Source organism: Variovorax sp. Soil_C_17 (assembly GCF_057657265.1).
On record NZ_JBDGIT010000001.1, the window covers coordinates 630,233 to 651,456 of the forward strand.

Genomic DNA, 21,224 nt, shown 5'->3' on the forward strand with positions numbered 1-21,224 from the left:
ATCCTATGGCTTGCGGGAGCGCGCCGGGGAAGCCGCGCGCGCGAGCAAACGCTCGATCAGGTCCGTCACCTCGCGTTGCCGCAACGTCCGGGCTTCTCGCTGTGCGGCCTCATCGCTTTCGCCGATTTCGAACTTCGCGACCGACACCGGCCCGTCCTTGCGATAGCCCTCGGCCGCAGCCTCTCCCGCGAATCGCTTGCGCAGGATCGCCAGCGACGCTGTGACCACATCCCGGTGCTTGCCTTCGAGCTGCTGGCGGAATGCTTCGGCGGCGACCTCGATGCCTTCGGGCGCATGCTCGATGCAGTAGACGAGGTCGTGGGCGTCCTTTCGCTCGAAGCGCTGGTCGTACGCGAGAGCCTTCAGGCACGTGAAGCTCACGAGGTTGGCATGCTTGATCCGTTCGTTCGCGAGGCCGTTGCCACCCAGCAGTTCGGCCTGGATCTCGGCAACCTGATGCAGGTCGAACACGATGGACGAATGGGGGATGTTCAGCGCGGAAATCGCGCCTTCGGTGGGCAGTGGCTGCACCCTGCCGCCGGCGATATCGGGCGCGTCGGCCAGCAGCTCCAGCACCATGAGTGCGCCGTGTTCGGTTTGAGTCTGCCAGCGCCAGGAAAGCTTCTGCTGCTTGTCGTTGACGGCGCGCTCGAAGCCCATCTTCTTGAAGTTTTCCTCGAGCGTCCGGTAGGCCTGTGTGTCCGCGAGGATCTGCAGGTCGATGACGATGTCCACGTCCATGGTGCCCGCGTGCGCGGGCACAGTCGGCGGACGTGCGGGGACCAGATAACGCGGAGTAAGCCCGCCGACGAGGTAGACCGAGTCCTTCCAGGGACCGAGCCCACGCAGCAGGGTGACCAGGACGCGCTCGCAATCGAGCGTGTACTGGTCGCTGTAGCCATCCAGAGTCGCGGGCTTTGCCATCAAAAGCCGATCCTTTCGTTGCGCAGGTGTTCCGCCATTTCCCGGGATCGCCCTTCGCCCTTGAGAAGGTCGAGGTAGACATGGATCGGGCTGGCAAGCCAGGCGTTGCCCACGCGCTCGCTGAACAGCAGGTCGCCGGGGGACTTCACTTCGATGATGGCGAAGTTCGCCCCGTCGTCGACTGCGCGAGCACCGAGGTCCACCAGTGCGTCGCCGGCTTTCGGCGCTGCGAGCACGCGGCACCGCACTTGGCTCACGGCGGTAAGGAACGGGGCGTAGCGCTGTGCCGCGGCTTCGTGGGTGACGGCGTAGGCAGCATCGCGGGCTTCGAAGGCGTGCGCGAGCCGGTCGACCAGCGCCTCGGATTTCAAGCCGGGCACGAAATACCGCCGGAGCATCTGCGGCCTGCTTGCCGTGACCTGCCCGGCCCAGGCATCCAGCAAGGCGCGTGCGTCATGCAGATGCCTTTCCTTGCTGGGCCCTTGCCCACGGGACTCGATCCAATCGAACTTCTCGAGCTCGCTGAGGACGCCGGACGCGGTTGCCGGCGAGACCTGCGAGCGCTCGGCCAAATCCTTCACGCCGAACCAGTGCTCGCGCTGCATCAGCAGGGTGTGGACGACCTGGGCGCGCCGCCCGGTAAACAGCGAGCGCATCGCAGAAGCCTGGGCCTTGGGCGGCGGCTTGTCGATGTAGACATAGGCACCCGGCGTGGGCAGGTAGAGGCTGCCGCCGCTGTCGAAGTAGCCCACATGCTCGGCCCGCAGGAGTTCCTTCGCGCCGGGCGAGAGCGACTCGGCAGCCACCACGGGCACAAGGTCGATGTCGGAGCCTGGACTGCGGCCCGCGAGGGACTTCATCCGCCACAGCAGCTGCTGCACGTCGCGCGGGTAGATCGTTTTTCTCGCCTCGACGTGCAGGGTCAGGGCCTTGGCAGCGATGCGGATGTCGATGTCGGCGTCTTGGCGAGGAACGGATGAAGCGCCTGCCGGTTCGAGCTGCGACAGGTCGGCGTCGACGCCCGGTAGCGCCTGCAGAGCTTCGAGCAGTTGCTGGACCAAATGGCTACCGGGCGCGATGGAGGCAAGCATGGAAATCGCTTCGTCACTGAACAGTGAATATTCGCATATTAGCAAATATTCAGGAAAATCGGCATATTTACTGTGCAGTGAATATCACCCGGGCCCCTCCCGCCGCAAGCTGTTGCTCAACGCCGTCTTCCTCAAGATCACCGCAAACGACTGCACCGCCGCCGGCTTGCTCTCCCCCAGCCGCCACAGGATTCCCGGCGTGCGCACCGGCGTCGGGCTCTCCAGCGGGATCATCTTCAGCCCCGCCATCGCCTCCGGCACGGCGTTGATGGCCACGATCGAGCCGATCAGGGTGCGGGCCACCAGCGCCAGCATCGGCGCCACGGTCGACATCTCGGCCACCACCGTCGGCTCGGCGCCGCAGGCGTGGAAGCATTCGTCGAGCATGGTGCGGGTCGAGAAGCTGGACGAGACCAGCACCAGGTCCTGCCGGTGCAGCTCCACCATGCGGATGCGCTTGCGGCCGGCCAGCGGGTGGGCGGTGGAGACGACCAGCACCATCTCCTCGTTGTAGAGCGGCTCGAACCACAGGCCGGTCGGGTCCTGCGGGCGGTAGGAGATGCCGAGGTCCAGCTCGCCGGCCGCCAGCCGCGCGGCAATGACCTCGGCCGCCAGCTCCTCGACGCTGATGCGCACCGTGGGATGCCGCGCCAGGAACTGCGCCACGCACTCGGGAATGAGGCCGATGTTGAAGGTGTGGGTGGCGCCGATGCGCACCTTGCCCGTGAGGTTGCCGGCGCCGGGCTTGAGCAGCGCCACGCCCTGGTCCACCTCCTTCAGCGCGCGCGAGGCAAAGCCGCGCAGCAGCTCGCCGGCCTCGGTGGTCACGACCTTCTTGCCGATGCGCTCGAAGAGCGGCTGGCCCAGCTCGTCCTCGAGCTGCTTGATCTGGTGCGAGAGGGTCGACTGGGTCACGTGCACGCGCTCGGCAGCGCGCGTGAAGCTCAGGCAATCGGCCAGTGCGACGAAGTAGCGCAGATGCCTCATCTCCATACAAACCCCTGCAAATGATCGATGCCATCGATGATATCGATGGAAATTCATCATTTGTCGCCGTGTCTTGCGAGGCCTATCGTCCGGCCAGAACCAGGAGACGAAGACATGGCGGACTACAACCAGGACAGCATCACGCAGGACGTGCTCGACGCCTTCGCGAAGACGCCCGACCCGCGCCTGCGCCAGCTCATGACCGCGCTGGTGAAGCACATGCACGCCTTCGCGCGCGAGGTCGACCTGAAGCCAGAGGAGTGGCTCGCGGGGATGAAGTTTCTCGAGGCGACGGGGCAGATCTCGACCGACAAGCGGCCGGAGTTCATCCTGCTGTCCGACACGCTGGGCCTGTCGATGATGGTGGTGGCGCTGGACCAGGCGCGCGCCGCCGGCGGGGCCCAGGGCGCGACCGAGGCGACGGAGGCCACGGTGGAAGGCCCGTTCTACTGGGCCGGCGCGCCCGACATGCCGCTGGGCGCCGACATCCGCGGGAGCGCGCGCGGCGAGCCGACCTTCTACATGGGCCGCGTGACCGACGTGCACGGCAAGCCGCTGGAAGGCGCCCTGCTCGACGTGTGGTCGGGCGACGGCGAAGGCAAGTACGACGTGCAGCTGAGCACCGAGCCGACGATGGCCGCGCGCGGGCGCTTTCGCACCGATGCGCAGGGGCGCTACTGGTTCTGGTCGATCCTGCCCGCCTACTACCCGATTCCCGACGACGGGCCGGTTGGGCAGATGCTGCACGCCACCGCGCGGAGCATTTACCGCCCCGGCCACATCCACCTGCAGGTCTCGGCGCCGGGGCATGTGACGCTGACCACGCAGGTCTTCGTCGCCGGCAGCCCGTACATCGAGGAAGACGCGGTGTTCGGCAAGCGCGACAGCCTGGTGGTCGACTTCGAGAAGCACGCGCCGGGCAAGGCGGTGGACGGGCGCGAGATGCGCGAGCCGTACTACTCGGCGAGCTTCGACATCAGGCTCGCACCTGCGGCCTGACGCTCTCTTCCCGGCTTTACTCAATTTGCAAGGACCCTCATGAAGATCGGCAAGGCCACCGTGCCGCGCACGGCCATCTGCACCTCGGACGAACACACGATCGTGATCCGCGGGCGCGACCTCTCGAAGGAACTCATCGGCAAGATCTCCTTCGTCGACCACTTCTTCCTGCTGCTGACGGGGCAGATGCCCACGCCGGGGCAGGCCGCGGTGCTGAACGCGACGCTGGTGGCGATTGCCGAGCACGGGCTGGTGCCCAGCGTGCAGGCGGCCCGCATGACCTTCGCCGCGGCGCCCGATGCGATGCAGGGCGCGGTGGCGGCGGGCATCCTGGGCTGCGGCTCGGTGGTGCTGGGCTCGTCGGAGACGGCGGGGCGCATGTACGTCGAGATCGACGAGAAGATGCAGGCCGGCATGGCGATGGACCAGGCGGCGCTCGCGGTGATGAAGGCCTGGCGCGAGGCCGGGCGCTCGGTGCCCGGCTACGGCCATCCGCTGCACAAGGAGCGCGATGCGCGCGTGGGTGCGCTGTTCGATGCGGCCCAGGCAGCGGGCACTGGCCTGCGCTTCGTCGAGATCGCGGAAAGCTGCGAGCGGCTCCTGCCCGGGTTGCTGGGCAAGCCGCTCAAGCTGAATGTGTCGGGCGCGATTCCCTCGGTGCTGCTGGGCGCCGGCTTCCCGGTCGAAGCGCTCAAGGGCATCCCGATGCTCGCGCGCACCGCGGGGCTGATCGCGCACATGGTGGAGGAGATCCGCCAGCCGATCGGCTTCGCGCTCTCCTACCAGGCGACGCGCGAGATGGAATACGACGGCGACGTGCCGCCGGGCTTCGGAAAGCACGCATGATCCCCGTGCTGCAAGGCCTCAAGGTCATCGAGCAGGGCACCTTCATCACGGGGCCGGCCGCCGGCATGCTGCTGGGCGACCTCGGGGCCGACGTGATCAAGGTGGAGCAGCCGGGCACGGGCGACCCCTTCCGCGCCTTCAAGAACGGGCTGTACAGCCCGCACTACCAGACCTACAACCGCAACAAGCGCAGCATCACGCTGGACACCAAGAGCAGCGAAGACCGCGAGGTGCTGGACGCGCTCATCGCCGATGCCGACGTGTACATCCAGAACTTTCGCCCCGGCGTGGCGGAGAAGCTGGGCGTGGGCGCGGAGCGGCTGCAGGCGCTGAACCCGAAGTTGATCTACGTGGCCATCAGCGGCTTCGGCTCGACCGGCCCGGCCGCGAACCGGCCGGCCTACGACACGGTGGCGCAGGCGGCGAGCGGCTTTCTCAACCTGCTGGTGAACCCGGAGAACCCGCGCGTGGTGGGGCCGGCCATCGCCGATTCGCTGACCGGCTTCTACGCGGCCTACGGCGTGCTGGGCGCGCTGTACGAGCGCAGCCGCACGGGCATCGGCCGCAAGGTCGAGGTGTCGATGCTGGAGGCGATGGCGCATTTCAACCTCGACGCCTTCACGCACTTCTTCCAGGTCGACGAGGTGATGGGCCCGTACAGCCGGCCGAGCGTGTCGCAGTCCTATGTGCTGCGCTGCGCGGACGACAAGTGGATCGCGCTGCACATGTCCTCGCCGGAGAAGTTCTGGCGCGGGCTGGCGATCGCGATCGAGCAGCCCGACATCTTCGAGGACGCGCGCTTTGCCACGCGCGATGCGCGCATCGAGAACCAGGAGGCGCTGATCGCGCTGCTGGGCGCGCGCTTCGCCACGCAGACGCGCGACGAATGGTGCGCCCGCCTGCAGCGCGAGGACGTGCCCAACGCGCCGATGTACGACACCAGCGAGGCGCTGGAAGACCCGCAGGCCAAGCACCTGCAGTTGATGACCTCGGCCGAGCATCCGGTGATGGGGCTCTTTCGCACGGTGCGCTCGCCGGTGAGCTTCGACGGGGAGCGCGCCCTGCAGGTGCGGCCGCCGCCGATGCTGGGCGAGCACAGCGACGAGATACGCGCGGCACTGAAGCGCAAAAAGACAGACAAGCCAACGGAGACGAGCGAATGACTTTCAGGACGACGATGCGCACCCTGCTTGCCGCGGGCGTGCTGCTGGCGGGCGCGGTGGCGCAAGCCCAGGCACAGGACAAGGGCGGCCCGGTCCGCATGGTGGTGCCCTTCGGCGCCGGCACCACCACCGACACGGTGTCGCGGGTGTTCGGCGAAGCGCTGGGCAAGGCACTGCAGCAGCCGGTGATCGTCGACAACCGCGCCGGCGCGGGCGGCTCCACCGGCAGTGACCTGGTCGCCAAGTCGGCGCCCGACGGCCGCACGCTGGTGATGGGCACGGTGGGCACGCACGCGATCAACGCCGCGCTCTTCAGCAAGCTGCCCTACGACCCGATGCGCGACTTCGCGCCGGTGGCCTTCATCGGCTACACGCCGACGCTGCTGGTGGTGGCGGCGGATTCGCCGATCCGATCGCTCAAGGACCTGGCGCAGGCGGCAGCCCGGCCGCAGGGCGTGACCTTCGCCTCGGCCGGCAACGGCACCTCGGGCCACCTGGCGGGCGAGCTGCTGGCACAGCGGCTGGGCGGCAAGATGATCCACGTGCCTTTCAAGGAAGGCGCGATGGCGCTCACGGGCGTGATCGCCTCGCAGGTGGACTTCATGTTCTATCACCCGGCCGCGGTGATGCCGCAGATCAAGGCCGGCAAGCTGCGCGCGCTGGGCGCGAGCGGCGCGGTGCGCAGCGCGGCGGCGAGCGACGTGCCGACGCTGATGGAGCAGGGCATTGCCGACTTCGACCTGGTCGCGTGGTTCATGTTGTACGCACCCGCCGCGACCCCGGCAGCCACGCTGGCGCAGCTACGCACGGCGAGCGCCAGTGCGCTCGCGCAGCCCGAGGTGATGGCCAAGCTGCGCGAGCAGGGCATCGAATCGCGCCCCATGAAGCCCGAGGAAATGCAGCCCTTCAACAAAACCGAACTCGGCAAGTGGGCCGGCCTCGTCAAGCGCTCAGGGGCTCAAGTCGACTGAAGGCTTTCGCTTTTTCGTTCTTTTTTCGTTCGTTTCGCTCACAAGAATTTGACAGGAGACAGGAACCATGAAGACGCAGCAGAACCTTCGAGGCATCGGGCGGCGCGCCGCCGTGGGCGCCATCGCACTGGCCGCGGCCGGCTTCGCGCTGGCACAGCAGCCGGCCGGCCAGCCGATCCGCATCGGCAGCACCTTGGCGCTGACCGGGCCGCTCTCGGCCACGGCGCAGATCCACAAGCTGGTGGGCGAGATCTACGTCGAGCAGCTCAACCAGCGCGGCGGCCTTCTGGGCCGGCCGGTGGAGTGGGTGGTGAAGGACGACCAGTCCAAGCCCGACCTGGCCCGCACGCTGTACGAGCAGCTGGTCACGGCCGACAAGGTCGACCTGCTGATGGGGCCCTACGCGACCGGCGCGATCCTCTCGGCCATGGGCGTGGCCCAGCGCTACAACAAGGTGCTGGTGCACCACACGCTGGGCATTCCCTCGCTGGCCAAGTACGACATGCAGTTCCCGGCCTGGTCGATCGGCTCGGACCCGGCGACCACCGTGCCCAACACGCTCTTCGATGCGCTCGCGGCCTCGCCCAAGCCGCCGAAGACGGTGGCGGTGGTGACGAGCAAGTTCCCCTCGATCCAGTTCATGAGCGCGGGTGCGCGCGAGGTGATCAAGAAGCGCGGGCTGACCGAGGTGCTGTTCCTCGAATGGGACTTCGGCAATCGCGACTTCGGGCCGATCGCCAACCGCGTGAAGGATGCCAAGCCGGACTTCGTGTGGGTCGGCGCGATCGGGCTGGAGGGCAACCTGCTGCTCGATGCGATGAAGAAAATCGACTACTCGCCGCCGCAGCACTTCTACCTGTACCCGGCGCCGGGGCCGCTGCTCGCCTCGCCCGATGCGAAGAACGCGCTCTCGGCCACCATCTTCGAGGCGCAGCCGCCCTTTACCTCCAACAAGGGCGCGGCCGAGTTCGTCAAGCTCTACAGCGAGCGCGCCGCCAAGGCCGGCTTCCCCGACACCTCGGTCGAGACCCAGGCCGCGGCTTCGTACACCGCATGGCAGATCCTGGAAGCGGGCGTGGTCGCCACCAAGAGCCTGGACGACAAGGCCATCGCCACCTGGCTCAAGGCCAACAAGGTCGACACCCTGCAGGGCAAGCTGCGCTTCGACGGCACGGGCAACTTCGGCGACGACCTGATGCGCATCAAGCAGATCCAGGGCGGGAAGTGGGTGGTCGTCTGGCCCAAGGAAGTGACTTCCGGCGGCGCCAAGATGATCGTGCCCTGACATGAGCGCCGCACGGCCGCCCGAAGGCGCGAAGGCCCCCCCGGGGGGCAGCGCAGTACACGAAGTGACCAGCGTGGGGGCTCCATGAGCGGTTTTACGCTGCCCAGCCTTTCGCTGCTGTCCCAGTCAATCCTCTCCGGCATCTTCGTCGGTGCGCTCTACGGATTGATGGGGCTGGGGCTCAGCCTCAGCTGGGGACTGCTGCGCCTGATCAACCTGGCGCACTTCGCGTTCGCCTTCCTGGCGGCCTACCTGTGCTACCAGCTGGCGACGATGGGCATGGACCCGCTGCTGACGCTCCTGGTCATCGTGCCGCTGTTCTTCGCGTTCGGCGCGGGGCTGCACTGGGTGATGGCGCGCTTCGCCGTGACGCCCTTCAACTCGCTGCTGCTGACCTTCGGGCTCACGGGCATTGCGGAGAGCGTGATCCAGTCGATCTGGACGGCGGACTTCCGCAAGCTCGAGTCGCACTACGGGGAGCAGAAGTTCAAGCTCGCCGGCCTGTACGTCCCGGTGCCGGAGCTGATCACGCTGGTGATCGCCGTGGCGCTCGCCTTCGCGGTGTGGGGCGTGCTGCGCTACACCGACCTGGGCCGCGCGCTGCGCGCTGCCGCGCAGGACGGGCCGGTGGCCTCGGCCTTCGGCGTGAACGAGAAGGCGCTGGGGCTCCTGCTGGCGGGCACCTGCGCGGCGCTCGCGAGCATCGCGGGCGTGTGCCTGGCGCTGAGCTTCACGCTCACGCCTTCGCAGATGTACGCCTGGGTCGGCGTGGTGTTCGCGGCCGTGATGCTGGGCGGGCTGGGCAGCGCGCTCGGGCCGCTGGTCGCGGGGGTGCTGATCGGCGTGAGCGAGGCGGTGACGATGGCGGTGACCGCGCCTTCGTGGGCGCCGATCGTGTCGTTCACGCTGTTGATCCTCATCCTTCTGTTCAGGCCGGGAAAGAGTGCGTAGATGAAGCCGCAAAGCATCGGACTTGGTTCCCCCTCCCTCTGGGAGAGGGTGAGGGTGAGGGCACGCGGCGTATCGGGCACTGCCAGCGAATCCACCGCCCGGCGCGCTCACCCCAACCCTCTCCCGGAGGGAGAGGGCGCAGGAGGGGCCGCGCGCGCCGTCGCATCGGCGCCCCCGAGGAGGAAGCTGACCCCGCTCCTGATCGTCGCCGCCGGCATCGCGCTCGCCTTCGTGCCCCAGCTCGGGCTGCCGGCCTTCTACGACTCCCTGCTCTACCTGATGCTGCACTGGGTGGTGCTCGCCACCTCGTGGAACATCCTCTCGGGCTACTCGGGCTATTTCTCCTTCGGCCACGGCGCCTTCTTCGGCGCCGGCATCTACACCAGCGCCAATCTGATGGCGCGCTACGACTGGCCCTTTCTCTGGACGCTGCCCGCCGCGGCGCTGGTCGCGATGGTGCTGGGCGTGGTGCTGGGTGCGATCGTGTTCCGCGTGAAGAGCGTGCGCGGCGAGCTGTTCGCGCTGCTGACGCTGGCGATCACCTTCGTGATCGGCACCATCGTGGTCAACACGCCGCTGGACGGCGGCAACGGCGTCTCGCTGGCGGCGGTGACGGTGCCGAAGATCGGGCCCACGGCCTCGGCCACCTTCTATCTGCTGGCGCTGGCCGCGGCGGTGGCCACGCTGCTGATCGCCTGGGGCATCCAGGTCTCGAAGTTCGGTGCGGGGCTGTTCGCGATCCACGACGACGAGGAGGCGGCCGAGGTGCTGGGCGTGCCCACCTACCGCTACAAGCTGATGGCGCTGGCCGTGTCCTGCGCGCTGGCGGGCGTGGCGGGCGGCATCCATGCGCTGTTCCTCTCGTACGTCACGGCGGGGGAGGTGTTCACCATCACGGTGCCGCTCACGGTGGTGCTGATGAGCGTGCTGGGCGGCACGCGCCACTGGGCCGGGCCGGCCATCGGCGCGGTGGCGATCACGGGGCTGCTCTACAGCTTTACCGCGGCGGACCATGCGGTGGCGGGCAAGGCGCTGATCGGGGCGATCCTGATCGCGGCGATTCTCTTCATGCCCGATGGCATCCTGGAACGCGTGCGGCGGCTGTGGCGGCGTGCCGTCTTGCGCCCTCTCCCTGCGGCAGGGAGCAAGGCAGCGGCGCCGGTGCTCGCCGAACCGGCCATGGCGAGCGTCGCCCCGCAAGGCGAGGTGCTGCTGCGCGTCAAGGGCTTGAGCAAGTCCTTCAAAGGCGTGCGTGCGCTGGCCGGCGTGGACGTCGAAGTGCGGCGCGGCGAGATCCTCGGTCTGCTGGGGCCCAACGGCTCGGGCAAGTCCACCTTCATCAATGTCGTCAGCGGGCACTACACGCCGACCGCCGGGCACATCGAGTTCGAAGGCCGCAGCCTCAACGGCCTGCCGGCGCACCGCATCGCGGGCAGCGGCATCGCCCGCACCTACCAGATCCCGCGGCCCTTCGCGCACCTGAGCGTGCTGCAGAACGTGGCCATTGCCACGATGTTCGGCGGGGCGGTGCGCGACCCCGCGGACGCGCAGCGGCAGGCGATGCGCTGGCTGGAATTCACCGGCCTGGAGGCCAAGCGCGATGCGAGGCCCGAAGACCTGAACCTGCACCAGCGCAAGTTCCTGGAGCTGGCGCGCGCGCTGGCCTCGCGCCCGCGGCTGGTGCTGCTGGACGAGGTGCTGTGCGGCCTGACGCCGAGCGAGATCGACGACGCTGTGGCCCTGATCCGGCGCATCCGCGAGCAAGGCTCCACCATCGTCTTCGTCGAGCACGTGATGCGCGCGGTGATGGCGCTGACCGACCGCATCGTGGTCTTCAACCACGGCGAGATGCTGGCCGAAGGGACGGCGCGCGACGTGATGCAGCGGCCCGAGGTGATGAGCGCCTATCTCGGAAAGGCCGCCCATGCTTGAAGTGCGTGACCTGCAGGTGGCCTACGGCGCGGCGAACGCGCTGTGGGGGGTGTCGCTGGACCTGCGGCGAGGCGAGCTGCTGTGCGTGGTCGGGCCCAACGGGGCCGGCAAGACCACGCTGATCGCGACGCTGGCCGGCATGCTGCGCGCGCGCGGCGGGCGCATCGTGTTCGACGGGCGGGACATCACGCGGCTGCCGGCGCATCGCTTCTGCGAGGCCGGCATCGCGCTCGTGCCCGAGGGCCGGCGGCTCTTCACGGGCATGACGGTGCGGGAGAACCTGGAGCTCGGCAGCCTGCTGCCGCAGGCCAAGGCGCAGCGGCAGCAGTCGATGGCGCAGGTGCTCGCGCTGTTCCCGGCGCTGAAGGAAAAGCTCGCGAGCCCGGCCGGCGAGCTCTCGGGCGGGCAGCAGCAGATGGTGGCGATCGCCCGCGCGCTGATGGCGCGGCCGCGCCTGCTGCTGCTGGACGAGCCTTCGCTGGGCCTGTCGCCGCGCATCGTGGGCGACATGTTCGCGGCCATCCGGCGCATCAATGCCGACGGCGTGTCGGTGCTGCTGGTGGAGCAGAACGTGGCGATGGCGATGGAAGTGTCGCAGCGCGCCTATGTGCTGGAGGAGGGCCGCATGGTGGCCGAAGGCCTGCCGCAGGAGCTGCTGGCGCGGCCGGAGATCCAGCGCGTGTACCTCGGCGTCTGATTTTTCAAGGAGAAGACCCCATGCTGTTCCCCACCACCATCGTCGGCAGTTTTCCGCAGCCCGAGTGGCTGATCGACCGCGCCAAGCTGGCGGGCCGCTTTCCGCCGCGGGTGCGCGCGCGCGAGCTGTGGCGCATTCCGCCGCAGTACCTGGAAGAGGCGCAGAACGACGCAACGCTGATGGCGATCCGCGCGCAGGAAGAGGCCGGCCTGGACATCGTGAGCGACGGCGAGATCCGGCGCGAGAGCTATTCGAACCGCTTCGCGACGGCGCTCGACGGCGTGGACCTGGACAACCCCGGAACGGCGCTGGACCGCTCGGGACATCCCAACCCGGTGCCGCGCATCGTCGGCCGCATCCGGCGCCGGCATCCGGTGGAGGTGGAGGACCTGAAGTTCCTGCGCGCGCATACCGAGCGGCAGGTGAAGATCACCGTGCCCGGCCCCTTCACGATGCTGCAGCAGGCGCAGAACGATTTCTACGAGACCGAGGAAGAGGCCGCCATGGACTATGCCGAGGCGGTGAACGCGGAGATCCGCGATCTCTTCGCGGCCGGGGCCGACGTGGTGCAGATCGACGAGCCCTACATGCAGGCGCGGCCCGAGAAGGCGCGGCAGTACGGGCTGGCGGCGCTGAACCGGGCGCTGGAGGGCATCACCGGCACGACGGCGGTACACATTTGCTTCGGCTACGCGGCGATCATCCACGAGCGGCCGAGCGGCTATTCCTTTCTGCCCGAGCTGGCGCAGTGCAGCTGCAGGCAGGTATCGGTGGAGACGGCGCAGTCGCACCTGGACTGCTCGGCCCTGGCCGCGCTCGACGGCAAGCGGGTGATGGTGGGCTGCATCGACCTGTCGACGCCGGAGGTGGAGTCGGTCGGAACCATCGTCGATCGCATTCGGCGCGCACTGCCTTACGTGAAGCCGGAGAACGTGATCCTGGCGCCGGACTGCGGCATGAAGTATCTGCCGCGCGACGCAGCCATCGGGAAGCTGCGCGCGATGGTCGCAGCCGCGCGGGTGCTGCGCGAGGACCATGCGGAACATGCTCCCTCTCTCTCTGGGAGAGGGCAAGGGTGAGGGAACGAGACCTCACTCCCGCAGCGTCTCATCTTTCAACCCGCAGCGATCCAGCGCCCGGCCGATCGATCCGCGCGAATACGCGATCGCCTGGTACAGCGCGGTGGCTGCCCGCGCCCAGTGCACGTACAAGCCCTGCAGCCGGAGCCGTTTCGCGGCACGGTACAAGCGGCGGCTCCACGTCGTGATGGCGGCACGCATGCGGTAGACGAGCTTGCGCCGAACGCCGAGCGACGAAGCCGAAGGCTGCACCCGCTTGCGCGGCCGAACGCCGCGATGCGGCCAGCTCAGGCGGTAGGCCAGTCCTTCGCGGCGCTGGCGAAAGCCCGCCGCCTGCGTCCGCTGCACGAAGGCGCCGTCGACCTCGTCCAGCCGCAGGCGCTGCTCCACGACGGCACGATCGATCAGCTCGCGCAGCCGCGCCGAGCGCACCACCATCACGTTCGTGCCCCGCCCGTCGCTGGAGTAGGGCTCCACCCAGGCATCGCCGAAAGCGATGTCGGCGGTCTCGGCCACGACGTCGTCGCAATAGTTGCACGCGGCATTCTGAAAAAAGCCCGAGCCCCAGTCGCCTTCGGCCAGGTGGAACCAGTCATGGCGGAACGTGCGCCCATCGCGCTGCGTGAACTGGACCGTGTACCAGTTGGCCGGCCGCCGCGGGTCTTTCACGCGAAAGTCGATCTGCCGCACGTCTTCCAGCCGAACGCCCGCCTGGTAGGCAAAGCTCTCCACCATGCGCGCACTCTTCATGTGGCCGCAGAACAGTCCCAGGGTGAAGGCCACCCGCTCGCGCACGACCGGGTCTTCGCGGCGCAGCAGCTGAACGGCCTTGATGAAGCAGGGCACGCCGACCACGGCATAGCGCTCGGGCACGGCGCGGATGGTCGACAGCACGCCGGACATCTCGACCGGGTAGTAGCGCGACTTCGCTGCGCGGCACACCTCCTCGGGGCTGCGCGAGATGCGGTAGCGGAAGAAGGGTTCGCCCTCGCCGGGCGAATCGCCCTCGCCCACGTGCGCGACGCCATCGACCAGCCCGAGGCGCAACAGCTCGGCCGCCACCCAGCTCACCAGTCCTCCGGAGCTGCCCTCGGCGCGGAACTGCCCCTCCGCCGCATGGCCCACATAGGCCGACTCGAAACGACCGATCATCGGGTCGGCGTTCAGCGCATCGGGGTACAGCGCCCGCGCGAGCGTGGTCTCGTCGGCGGCCGATGGCGAGAAGGGACAAAGACGCGCGAGTTCGTCCGATCGATGCGCCATCCACGCTTCAGGCCCCGTGGGCTTCAGCTCGCCATCACCATCGAGCATCATCCGCGCGCCGGCAACGGGACTGCGGGAGACACAGGCGCCGCAGCCCACGCACAGTCCAGCGCGCCGCATGTCGCGGGGACTCACCGGCGTGCCTTCGCCTTCGGCCGCGGTGCCGGTCGCCCTCGCAGCGGCCGTGCGGCTCGGGAACCCGATGGCATCAGGCGGCATAACGCGGCTCTTCCGCGCGCGGGCTGTCTTGCGAAAGGACCCGGTCCAGGTACGCCTCCGATGCACGGCGCCGCTGCTCGAGCCGTCGCGCGATGTCGATCGAGAGCGGCGAGTCCAGCCGCGCCTCGTAGGTCTGCCACGGGCTCTGCTCGCTGACCAGGTGCTCGGAGGTTCCGGCCAGCGCCATGAGCTCGCCGATCTTGATCGTGCGATAGGGCGAGCGTTCGCAGACGAAGGGCTTCCACTCGCGCAGCGCGAAGACGCAGCCGTGGAAGAAGTTGGTCGCGATCGCACGCGCCCCGGCCATGAAATGCCTGAAGTCCTCCGGCCCCGCGGAGATCCAGCTGTCGTCGGCCCAGCCGTTGCGGTAGCCAATGCTCACCAGCCTGAGGTCCCTGCGCCTGGCCCAGTCCCGCAAGGCATGGGCGAACCACCCGCTGAAGCTGTGGCCATACACGGCCACGTACGCATCGCCGTGCTCGGCGCGGTTCGCATCGCGGTGTTCGCCGAGGGGAAACTGAAGGCAAGGGTCCAGGACCACTTCGGCCTGGACGCCCAGCGCGCCTTCGACGATGGCCCGCGAGTTGCCATCGCGCACCGAGATCAGGTCGAAGCTGCCGAGCCGCTTCGCCCAGGCGTGCGGCAGGCCCTTGTCCGCCGCATAGCTGCCGAAGCTCGCGCCGTAAGCGGCCAGCCGATGGGCGCGCACACGCTCGCCGAAAAACAGAGGGCATTCGCCATACCAGGGATGGTCCAGGTTCCACACCTCGTCGCTGCCGACGATCACCAGGTCGTAGGAATCCGTTCCGCGAGGCGAATCCAGGTCGAAGCCCGGCGAAGAGGGAAGCGCGGCGAGCGCATCGAGAAAGCGGCGTGCCTTGCTGGCATAGAGCGCACCATCGGAGCGGAACGACGCCGGCCACGCCGGACGAAGCGCGCAGCGCCACTCCGCCATGTCGATCCTGCGTGAGCGGTGGTCCAGCAGCACGGCATCGTGGCCGCGACTTCGAAGTGCCTGCAGAAGGCAGCGCGCCTGCCAGTAAGAGCCGTAGTTGATGCAGCGATGGAAGGTGAGCAGCCCGATCTTCATGGTCCCGGCCGCGGCAATGCGCATGCCTGAACGGTGTGCGCCGGGTGCAGGCAGGCGCAGCCCTGCCCTCAGGTCTCCTCGCGCCTGATGCTGCGGCCGATGCGGCTCTTGAGCCCTGCGGCGCGTGCCTCGTCCGGCGTGAACTCGTGGGCCGTCCCCTTCTCGTGCGCCGAGCGTCCGCCCTCCCGGGCAATGTCGCGCTGGCGCGCGGGATCCATGCCCGCGAATCCGCGCCGCCGCACGCGTGCTCCGCGCAGGACATCGTCGTCGTCGTTCAAAGCCATCAGGACTCCTTGCTGGGTGAGAAGTGGAAGGGAAGCGGCCGCACGCGAAGACCGTGCGGCCGGCCATGCCGCGGCAAACGGCGTGCCCACCGCTCGACCTCCACGCAGGGCGCTCGATCCCTGCGGCGCATCTCCGATGCGTCACAGAAAGCCCGGGCTGATGCGTTCATCGCGAACGGGGCCTTCATTCCTTCAGCCCGGCTTGCTGCAGTTCTTGCTGTCTCGATTCACTTCGACTTGCGGCGCGAGGCCGCACCCGCCTTCGCGGGCGCGTCCGGGTCGCCCGGGCCCATGCCCAGTTCGGCACCGGTCTGCGGATCGCTCGACGGATCGGAAGCGGTCCGCGCGGCCATGTCGTCGCAGGCCGCCATCTCGTCCGAGGTCAGCGAGACCGAGGGCTCGCCGCTGCCGCCGTCCACCGCCATCTGCGACTCGGGATCGCTGCGGTATTCCCAGCGCTCGCCCTGGTTCCAGGGGCCGCGCACCTCGCCGCCCTTGGACATGTCGAAGTACACGCCGGTGAACTCCGGCATGCCCGGCAGCTTGCCCGGCGGGAAGTTCGGCGTGATCGCATAGAGCGCCTTCTCGAAGGACTTCTGGTGCGCGATCTCGCGCGTCATCAGGAAGCCCAGCGCCTCCTTCACGCCGGGGTCGTCGGTGCAGGCGATCAGCCGCTCGTAGATGATCTTGGCGCGCGCTTCCGCCGCGATGTTGGAGCGCAGGTCCGCCGTCGGCTCGCCGATGGTGTCGATGTAGGCGGAGGTCCAGGGCACGCCCGCGGAGTTGACCAGCGGCGGGCCGCCGCCGTAGAGCACCTGCGTGATGTGGCTGTCGTTGCCCGCGCCGGTGATGCGCCTGTACATCTCGGCCTCGGTGTCGGTGGCCTCGGCGAGCTGGCCCTTGGCGCCCTTGTTGAGCATGCCGACGACGGTGCCGATCACCTCCAGGTGGCTGAGCTCCTCGGTGGCGATGTCGAACAGCATGTCCTTGCGGCCGGGATCGTCCTCGCCGACGGCCTGGGTGAAGTAGCGCATGGCCGCGGCGAGCTCGCCCTGCGGACCGCCGAACTGCTCGAGCATGAGATTGGCGAGGCCGGGATTGCACTCGCTCACGCGCACGGTGTACTGAAGGCGCTTGTTGTGAGAGAACATGGGGGCATCCTTTGAAGAGAGGGTTGAACACACGGCCTCCTCGGGGCCGCGAGGAGGCAATCTCCGCCGGACGCCGGTGCATCCGTGTAGGCCCGCCCGGCGCACTCCTGTCTCTTTTCATTGATGAGCCGGCGGGCACGCGGCGTGCCGTGCTGCCCGGCCCTCTTACTCATTTCAAGGAGATCCACATGACGCAGATCAACATGCTGCGGGTGCTTGCGGCGGCCGGCCTTCTGTGTGCCGCGATCGCCGGCGTGCCCGCCCAGGCGCAGAGCGACGGCACGCGCGCCACGACGGCGCCGGGTGCCATGTCGCCGCCGGCCAGGCTCCCGCGTGCCGACCAGGCCATGCTGCGCGACATCGCGCAGGCCAACATGGCGGAGATCGCCACCGGCAAGCTGGCGCTGGAGAAGTCGCAGGACGGCGAAGTCAAGAAGTTCGCCCAGATGATGGTGGACGACCATTCGACGGCGCTGAAGGACGTCCAGCAGCTGGCCCAGGCCAAGGCGATGACGCTGCCGAGCGAGCCCGACACGAAGCACAAGGCCGCGATGAGGGCGATGCAGGCCATGGACGGCGCACGCTTCGACCGCCAGTACATGTCGCAGGCGGGAGTCGGGGACCATCGCAAGACGCGGGAGCTGCTGCAGAAGACCCAGGCCAAGGCCAAGGACGGCGACCTGAAGGCGCTGGCCGAAAAGATGCTTCCCGTGGTCGAGCAGCACCTGTCGCACGCCGAGAAGATGGCGAAGAAGTGATGCCTTGCCGGTGCGGTGTCCCGGCGCCGAAGCGCTTCAGCCCCGCGCCGCGGCGCGCAGCTCGATCGGATCGATGCGCAGCGCCTGCCGGTACTTGGTCACGGTGCGCCGGGCGATGCGAAAGCCCTGTTCCGTGAGGCGGCGCGCGAGTTCGGCGTCGCTGAGCGGCGCACCGGCCGGCTCCGCCGCGATCAGTTCGCCCACCAGTTGCCGCAGCGCCGTCGGCGCGCTTGCGCCGCGGTGGGCATGCTGCATGCCGCGCGAGAAAAAGTACTTGAGCTCGAACACGCCGGCCGGCGTTGCCATGTACTTGTGGTGGACGGCGCGCGAGACGGTGGAGGGATGCACGCCGACCGCGTCGGCGATCTCGCGCAACCCCAGCGGCTTCATCGCCAGCGGGCCGTAGTCGAAGAAGAGCTTCTGCTTGTCGACGATGGCCTGCGCGACGTCGCGAATGGTGGAGACGCGCTGCCCCACGTTCTGCACCGTCCAGCGGGCGCTCTCGAGGCAGCCGCGCAGCTCCGCGCTCGCCTTGGCGCCTTGCTGCTCGAACATGCGCGCATAGGTCTGGTGCAGCTTCACGCGCGGTACGGAGGCTTCGTTCAGCACCGCCGTCCATGCGCCGCGGCGCTTGCGCACGATCACGTCGGGCGTGACGAAGGCGGGTGCCTGCGGGTCGTGCCGCCAGCCCGGGCGCGCGTCCAGCGTGCGGATGCGCTCGGCCGCGAGCTTGATCCGTGCCACCGGCTCGCCGAGCGCGAGCGCGATGCGCTGCCAGTTGCGCGAAGCCAGCGCCTCCAGGTGGCCGGCGACGATGCGGCGCGCGAGCTCGCGCAGCGCCGCATCCTCGATGGCGCCCAGCTGCAGCAGCAGGCACTCGGACACGCTGCGTGCAGCGACGCCCGCGGGGTCCAGCGACTGCACGCGGGACAGCGCCGCTTCCAGCGCGGGCACCACATCCTCGCCGGCATCGCCGACGACCGCGCCGATCTCCTCCAGCGAGATGCGCAGATAGCCGTCTTCGTCGAGGGACTCGACCACCGCGGCGGCCAGCAGGCGCTCCTGCGCGTCCAGCCTGAGCACGCCGAGCTGCGCGTGCAGGTGATCGCGCAGCGACACCGCGGCCGGGATGCGCTGCAGCGCGTCGGCACTTTCGTCGTGCGACAGGCGCGCGCCGGGCAGGGCCGGGCCGGTGCTCAGCCGGTCGAGGGCCGCGTCCGAGGACCACTCCGCGCCTTCGAAGCCCGACCAGTCGGGGGCCGGCGCCTCTTCCAGTTCCAGAAAGGGATTGGCATCCGCGGCTTCGTGCAGCACCTGCGCAAAGTCGAGCGCGGAGAGCTGCAGCAGCCGCACCGCCTGCTGCAGCCGGGGGGAGAAAGCGATGGTCTGGATGGGGCGGGCCTGCAGGGCGATCGAGCTCATGGTCTTCCTTGTGGGGCTGCGGCCTGCGCAACACCCGTGCCAAGCCAAAAACCCAGCATTTAGAATACTTTTGTTTTCACACCGTCGAAGGATCGGAGACCCCGGCGGCATTCTTTGCGGCAACTCTTGCGATGCGGTCCGACCCCGCCCTGCATCGCTTTGCCGGACACTCGCAGCATGAGACAGAGCGCCTTCGTCTTCGCCGCCCGTACCGCGTTCTTCGCAGTGCTGGGTCTGGCGGCAAGCCTCGCCGCCGCCACCGCCCTCGGCCGTGCCGCGCGTGCCGAGAACGAGGCCGAGGCCGAGGCGGAGTCCCAGCTGGAGGGGCTGCGCCAGACGCTCGCCGCCCATGCCAAGGAAGCCAGCCGCCTCGACCACGCGTTTCGCACGCCGATCGGCGCCGCGGCCGCAGCGCTGGAGCTGCTGGAAACATCCGGTGACGATCCCGAGCTCCAGGCCCAGGCCCGGCAGGTGATCGCGAGGCAGCTCAGCCGTATGACGGCACTGACAGAATCCTTGCGCGAAGCCGCACAGCGTCTCGGCGACAAGCCGTAGCCCGCATGTGCGGCATGCGGTCATGATCTTCAAACAAACCCTGGTGTCATTCAGAGGAGCGGAGAGCAAGGAGACGGCAAGTTGGGACACGCGCTCATCGTTGAAGACGACGACGACTCCGGCCGCATGCTGGCCACCCTGGTCAAGCGCGAAGGCCACTCCGTGGCCATTGCCACGACGATCGGCGATGCGCGCCGCTTCCTCGCCATGCAGCAACCCGACCTCCTGCTCCTGGACCTGCACCTGCCCGACGGCAGCGGGCTCGACCTGTTCGAGGACACCGGCCTGCTGTCCGACACCGAAGTGGTGCTGATGACCGGCCAGGCCAGCCTGGAGACCTCGATCCGGGCGCTGCGCCTCGGCGCGGCCGACTACCTGGTGAAGCCCGTGAATCCGCAGCACCTCAAGGGCCTGCTGTCGCGCCTGATCCGCCCCTCCCAGCTGCGCGCCGAGCTGGCGGAGATCACCGAGCAATGGCGCGAGACGGGCCGCTTCGGCTCGCTGATCGGCGCCTCGGAGGCCATGCAGAGCGTCTACCGCCAGATCGCGCGGGTGGCGGAGACGGCGGTCAGCGTCTTCATCCACGGCGAGAGCGGCACCGGCAAGGAGCTGGTGGCCAAGGCGGTGCACGAGCTCAGCCGGCGGCGCGAGCAGCCCTTTCTTGCCGTCAATTGCGGTGCAATTTCGCCGCACCTGATCGAAAGCGAGATCTTCGGCCACGAGCGCGGCAGCTTCACGGGCGCCGAGCGCCAGCACCAGGGCTTCTTCGAGCGGGCGCACGGCGGCACCCTGTTCCTCGACGAGGTGACGGAGATGCCGCTCAACCTCCAGGTGAAGCTGCTGCGGGTGCTGGAGAACGGCACCTTCATGCGCGTGGGCTCCACGCAGCTGCAGCAGACCGACGTGCGCATCATCGCGGCCACCAACCGCGACGCCGCGGAAGCCGTGATGCGCGGCGGCCTGCGCGAAGACCTGCTGTACCGGCTGAACGTGTTCCCGATCTCGCTGCCGCCGTTGCGCGAGCGCGCCGGCGACATCCCGCTCCTGGCGCGCAGCTTCCTCGACGAACTGGCGCGCCAGGAGCAGACCACCAAGCGCTTCACGCCCGAGGCAATGGAGCGGCTCAAGGCCTATCCCTGGCCGGGCAACGTGCGGGAGCTGCGCAACGCCGTGCAGCGCGCGTGGGTCATGGCCGCGGGCGCGGAGATCGACGGCGAATGGCTGCCGAAGCTCGCCGGCACGGAAGCGCCGAGGCCGCCGCAGCGCCCGGGGGCCGAGCCGCCACGGGCCGGGGAGCCGGCGGGCGGCCACCCGGCGCTCAGCATCCGGGTGGGGACGCCGCTGGCGGAGGCGGAGCGGCAGCTCATCCTGGCGACCTTCGACTATTGCGGGCAGCACAAGGAGCGCACGGCGGCGCTGCTGGGCATCAGCATGAAGACGCTCTACAACCGGCTCAAGGAATACCGGCTCTGAGGCGCTGCCGCCGGAGCGCAGCGGGCCTGCGGGCATGCCGATTGCCGGCCGGGTGCAGGAATGCGCACCGCCGTGCATCCTTGC

At 68.8% G+C, this 21,224-nt stretch carries 20 protein-coding genes; 12 read left to right on the forward strand and 8 right to left on the reverse strand.

From position 1 onward, the window contains the following. Window positions 1-3: 3 nt before the first annotated feature. The 3 genes from AC3A6Y_RS02945 to AC3A6Y_RS02955 form a co-directional block, all read right to left on the reverse strand. On the reverse strand, window positions 4-924 hold the full coding sequence (locus AC3A6Y_RS02945; RefSeq protein WP_487866732.1) for an antitoxin: 921 nt from the start codon (window positions 922-924) through the stop codon (window positions 4-6). After that, the gene (locus AC3A6Y_RS02950; protein WP_487866733.1) at window positions 924-2,015 is read right to left on the reverse strand and encodes a hypothetical protein; all 1,092 of its coding nucleotides are present in this window, start codon (window positions 2,013-2,015) and stop codon (window positions 924-926) included. The genes AC3A6Y_RS02945 and AC3A6Y_RS02950 overlap by 1 nt, the downstream gene beginning before the upstream one ends. Window positions 2,016-2,099: 84 nt before the next feature. Then, window positions 2,100-3,008, reverse strand: a complete 909-nt coding sequence (locus AC3A6Y_RS02955) for a LysR substrate-binding domain-containing protein (RefSeq protein WP_487866734.1) — start codon at window positions 3,006-3,008, stop codon at window positions 2,100-2,102. Window positions 3,009-3,116: 108 nt separating this feature from the next. Between AC3A6Y_RS02955 and AC3A6Y_RS02960 the strand changes: the two genes are divergently transcribed. The 9 genes from AC3A6Y_RS02960 (at window position 3,117) to AC3A6Y_RS03000 (ending at window position 12,925) form a co-directional block, all read left to right on the forward strand. Continuing rightward, window positions 3,117-4,001: a dioxygenase family protein gene (locus AC3A6Y_RS02960; RefSeq protein WP_487866735.1), complete on the forward strand. Its 885-nt coding sequence runs from the start codon at window positions 3,117-3,119 to the stop codon at window positions 3,999-4,001. A gap of 39 nt (window positions 4,002-4,040) precedes the next feature. Continuing rightward, window positions 4,041-4,847: a citryl-CoA lyase gene (locus AC3A6Y_RS02965; RefSeq protein WP_487866736.1), complete on the forward strand. Its 807-nt coding sequence runs from the start codon at window positions 4,041-4,043 to the stop codon at window positions 4,845-4,847. After that, window positions 4,844-6,010, forward strand: a complete 1,167-nt coding sequence (locus AC3A6Y_RS02970; RefSeq protein ID WP_487866737.1) for a CaiB/BaiF CoA transferase family protein — start codon at window positions 4,844-4,846, stop codon at window positions 6,008-6,010. Before AC3A6Y_RS02965 ends, AC3A6Y_RS02970 begins: the two co-directional genes overlap by 4 nt. Next, window positions 6,007-6,981 (forward strand): Bug family tripartite tricarboxylate transporter substrate binding protein, encoded by a 975-nt coding sequence (locus AC3A6Y_RS02975; RefSeq protein ID WP_487866738.1) that lies wholly within the window; start codon window positions 6,007-6,009, stop codon window positions 6,979-6,981. The genes AC3A6Y_RS02970 and AC3A6Y_RS02975 overlap by 4 nt, the downstream gene beginning before the upstream one ends. A 67-nt stretch (window positions 6,982-7,048) precedes the next feature. Next, window positions 7,049-8,266: an amino acid ABC transporter substrate-binding protein gene (locus tag AC3A6Y_RS02980; protein WP_487866739.1), complete on the forward strand. Its 1,218-nt coding sequence runs from the start codon at window positions 7,049-7,051 to the stop codon at window positions 8,264-8,266. 84 nt (window positions 8,267-8,350) lie between these two features. Beyond that, the gene (locus tag AC3A6Y_RS02985) at window positions 8,351-9,217 is read left to right on the forward strand and encodes a branched-chain amino acid ABC transporter permease (protein ID WP_487866740.1); all 867 of its coding nucleotides are present in this window, start codon (window positions 8,351-8,353) and stop codon (window positions 9,215-9,217) included. Continuing rightward, on the forward strand, window positions 9,218-11,149 hold the full coding sequence (locus AC3A6Y_RS02990; RefSeq protein ID WP_487866741.1) for a branched-chain amino acid ABC transporter ATP-binding protein/permease: 1,932 nt from the start codon (window positions 9,218-9,220) through the stop codon (window positions 11,147-11,149). After that, the gene (locus AC3A6Y_RS02995) at window positions 11,142-11,846 is read left to right on the forward strand and encodes an ABC transporter ATP-binding protein (protein WP_487866742.1); all 705 of its coding nucleotides are present in this window, start codon (window positions 11,142-11,144) and stop codon (window positions 11,844-11,846) included. Before AC3A6Y_RS02990 ends, AC3A6Y_RS02995 begins: the two co-directional genes overlap by 8 nt. 20 nt (window positions 11,847-11,866) lie before the next feature. Then, window positions 11,867-12,925 carry a uroporphyrinogen decarboxylase family protein gene (locus AC3A6Y_RS03000; protein ID WP_487866743.1) on the forward strand — a complete coding sequence of 353 codons (1,059 nt, stop codon included), beginning with the start codon at window positions 11,867-11,869 and terminating at the stop codon, window positions 12,923-12,925. 12 nt (window positions 12,926-12,937) lie between these two features. On the opposite strand, the gene AC3A6Y_RS03005 is transcribed toward AC3A6Y_RS03000, so the two are convergent. The 4 genes from AC3A6Y_RS03005 to AC3A6Y_RS03020 form a co-directional block, all read right to left on the reverse strand. Next, complete coding sequence (locus AC3A6Y_RS03005; RefSeq protein WP_487866744.1) at window positions 12,938-14,407, reverse strand: Coenzyme F420 hydrogenase/dehydrogenase, beta subunit C-terminal domain; 1,470 nt, start codon at window positions 14,405-14,407, stop codon at window positions 12,938-12,940. Next, entirely contained in the window at window positions 14,397-15,521 is a 1,125-nt protein-coding gene (locus AC3A6Y_RS03010; protein ID WP_487866745.1) for a polysaccharide pyruvyl transferase family protein, read from the reverse strand. The genes AC3A6Y_RS03005 and AC3A6Y_RS03010 overlap by 11 nt, the downstream gene beginning before the upstream one ends. Window positions 15,522-15,565: 44 nt before the next feature. Further along, window positions 15,566-15,781, reverse strand: coding sequence for a KGG domain-containing protein (locus AC3A6Y_RS03015; protein WP_487866746.1), 216 nt, complete (start codon window positions 15,779-15,781; stop codon window positions 15,566-15,568). A gap of 227 nt (window positions 15,782-16,008) precedes the next feature. Then, window positions 16,009-16,932: a manganese catalase family protein gene (locus AC3A6Y_RS03020; RefSeq protein ID WP_487866747.1), complete on the reverse strand. Its 924-nt coding sequence runs from the start codon at window positions 16,930-16,932 to the stop codon at window positions 16,009-16,011. 188 nt (window positions 16,933-17,120) lie between these two features. Here AC3A6Y_RS03020 and AC3A6Y_RS03025 point away from each other — a divergent pair, with 188 nt between their 5' ends. Then, complete coding sequence (locus AC3A6Y_RS03025) at window positions 17,121-17,690, forward strand: DUF4142 domain-containing protein (RefSeq protein WP_487866748.1); 570 nt, start codon at window positions 17,121-17,123, stop codon at window positions 17,688-17,690. A 36-nt stretch (window positions 17,691-17,726) separates the two neighbouring features. Here the strand turns inward: AC3A6Y_RS03025 and rpoN are convergent, their stop codons facing one another. Next, entirely contained in the window at window positions 17,727-19,112 is a 1,386-nt protein-coding gene (gene rpoN, locus AC3A6Y_RS03030) for an RNA polymerase factor sigma-54 (RefSeq protein ID WP_487866749.1), read from the reverse strand. A 177-nt stretch (window positions 19,113-19,289) separates the two neighbouring features. Between rpoN and AC3A6Y_RS03035 the strand changes: the two genes are divergently transcribed. Both AC3A6Y_RS03035 and AC3A6Y_RS03040 read left to right on the forward strand, forming a co-directional pair. Beyond that, window positions 19,290-19,667, forward strand: coding sequence for a histidine kinase dimerization/phospho-acceptor domain-containing protein (locus AC3A6Y_RS03035; protein WP_487866750.1), 378 nt, complete (start codon window positions 19,290-19,292; stop codon window positions 19,665-19,667). Window positions 19,668-19,748: 81 nt separating this feature from the next. After that, complete coding sequence (locus AC3A6Y_RS03040; protein WP_487866751.1) at window positions 19,749-21,140, forward strand: sigma-54-dependent transcriptional regulator; 1,392 nt, start codon at window positions 19,749-19,751, stop codon at window positions 21,138-21,140. The last annotated feature ends 84 nt before the right edge of the window (window positions 21,141-21,224 follow it).

Coding starts and splice junctions, on each gene's coding strand:
- AC3A6Y_RS02945 (WP_487866732.1), bottom strand. CDS start 924: ATGGCAAAGCCCGCGACTCTGGATGGCTACAGCGACCAGTACACGCTC.
- AC3A6Y_RS02950 (WP_487866733.1), bottom strand. CDS start 2,015: ATGCTTGCCTCCATCGCGCCCGGTAGCCATTTGGTCCAGCAACTGCTC.
- AC3A6Y_RS02955 (WP_487866734.1), bottom strand. CDS start 3,008: ATGGAGATGAGGCATCTGCGCTACTTCGTCGCACTGGCCGATTGCCTG.
- AC3A6Y_RS02960 (WP_487866735.1), top strand. CDS start 3,117: ATGGCGGACTACAACCAGGACAGCATCACGCAGGACGTGCTCGACGCC.
- AC3A6Y_RS02965 (WP_487866736.1), top strand. CDS start 4,041: ATGAAGATCGGCAAGGCCACCGTGCCGCGCACGGCCATCTGCACCTCG.
- AC3A6Y_RS02970 (WP_487866737.1), top strand. CDS start 4,844: ATGATCCCCGTGCTGCAAGGCCTCAAGGTCATCGAGCAGGGCACCTTC.
- AC3A6Y_RS02975 (WP_487866738.1), top strand. CDS start 6,007: ATGACTTTCAGGACGACGATGCGCACCCTGCTTGCCGCGGGCGTGCTG.
- AC3A6Y_RS02980 (WP_487866739.1), top strand. CDS start 7,049: ATGAAGACGCAGCAGAACCTTCGAGGCATCGGGCGGCGCGCCGCCGTG.
- AC3A6Y_RS02985 (WP_487866740.1), top strand. CDS start 8,351: ATGAGCGGTTTTACGCTGCCCAGCCTTTCGCTGCTGTCCCAGTCAATC.
- AC3A6Y_RS02990 (WP_487866741.1), top strand. CDS start 9,218: ATGAAGCCGCAAAGCATCGGACTTGGTTCCCCCTCCCTCTGGGAGAGG.
- AC3A6Y_RS02995 (WP_487866742.1), top strand. CDS start 11,142: ATGCTTGAAGTGCGTGACCTGCAGGTGGCCTACGGCGCGGCGAACGCG.
- AC3A6Y_RS03000 (WP_487866743.1), top strand. CDS start 11,867: ATGCTGTTCCCCACCACCATCGTCGGCAGTTTTCCGCAGCCCGAGTGG.
- AC3A6Y_RS03005 (WP_487866744.1), bottom strand. CDS start 14,407: ATGCCGCCTGATGCCATCGGGTTCCCGAGCCGCACGGCCGCTGCGAGG.
- AC3A6Y_RS03010 (WP_487866745.1), bottom strand. CDS start 15,521: ATGCGCATTGCCGCGGCCGGGACCATGAAGATCGGGCTGCTCACCTTC.
- AC3A6Y_RS03015 (WP_487866746.1), bottom strand. CDS start 15,781: ATGGCTTTGAACGACGACGACGATGTCCTGCGCGGAGCACGCGTGCGG.
- AC3A6Y_RS03020 (WP_487866747.1), bottom strand. CDS start 16,932: ATGTTCTCTCACAACAAGCGCCTTCAGTACACCGTGCGCGTGAGCGAG.
- AC3A6Y_RS03025 (WP_487866748.1), top strand. CDS start 17,121: ATGACGCAGATCAACATGCTGCGGGTGCTTGCGGCGGCCGGCCTTCTG.
- rpoN (WP_487866749.1), bottom strand. CDS start 19,112: ATGAGCTCGATCGCCCTGCAGGCCCGCCCCATCCAGACCATCGCTTTC.
- AC3A6Y_RS03035 (WP_487866750.1), top strand. CDS start 19,290: ATGAGACAGAGCGCCTTCGTCTTCGCCGCCCGTACCGCGTTCTTCGCA.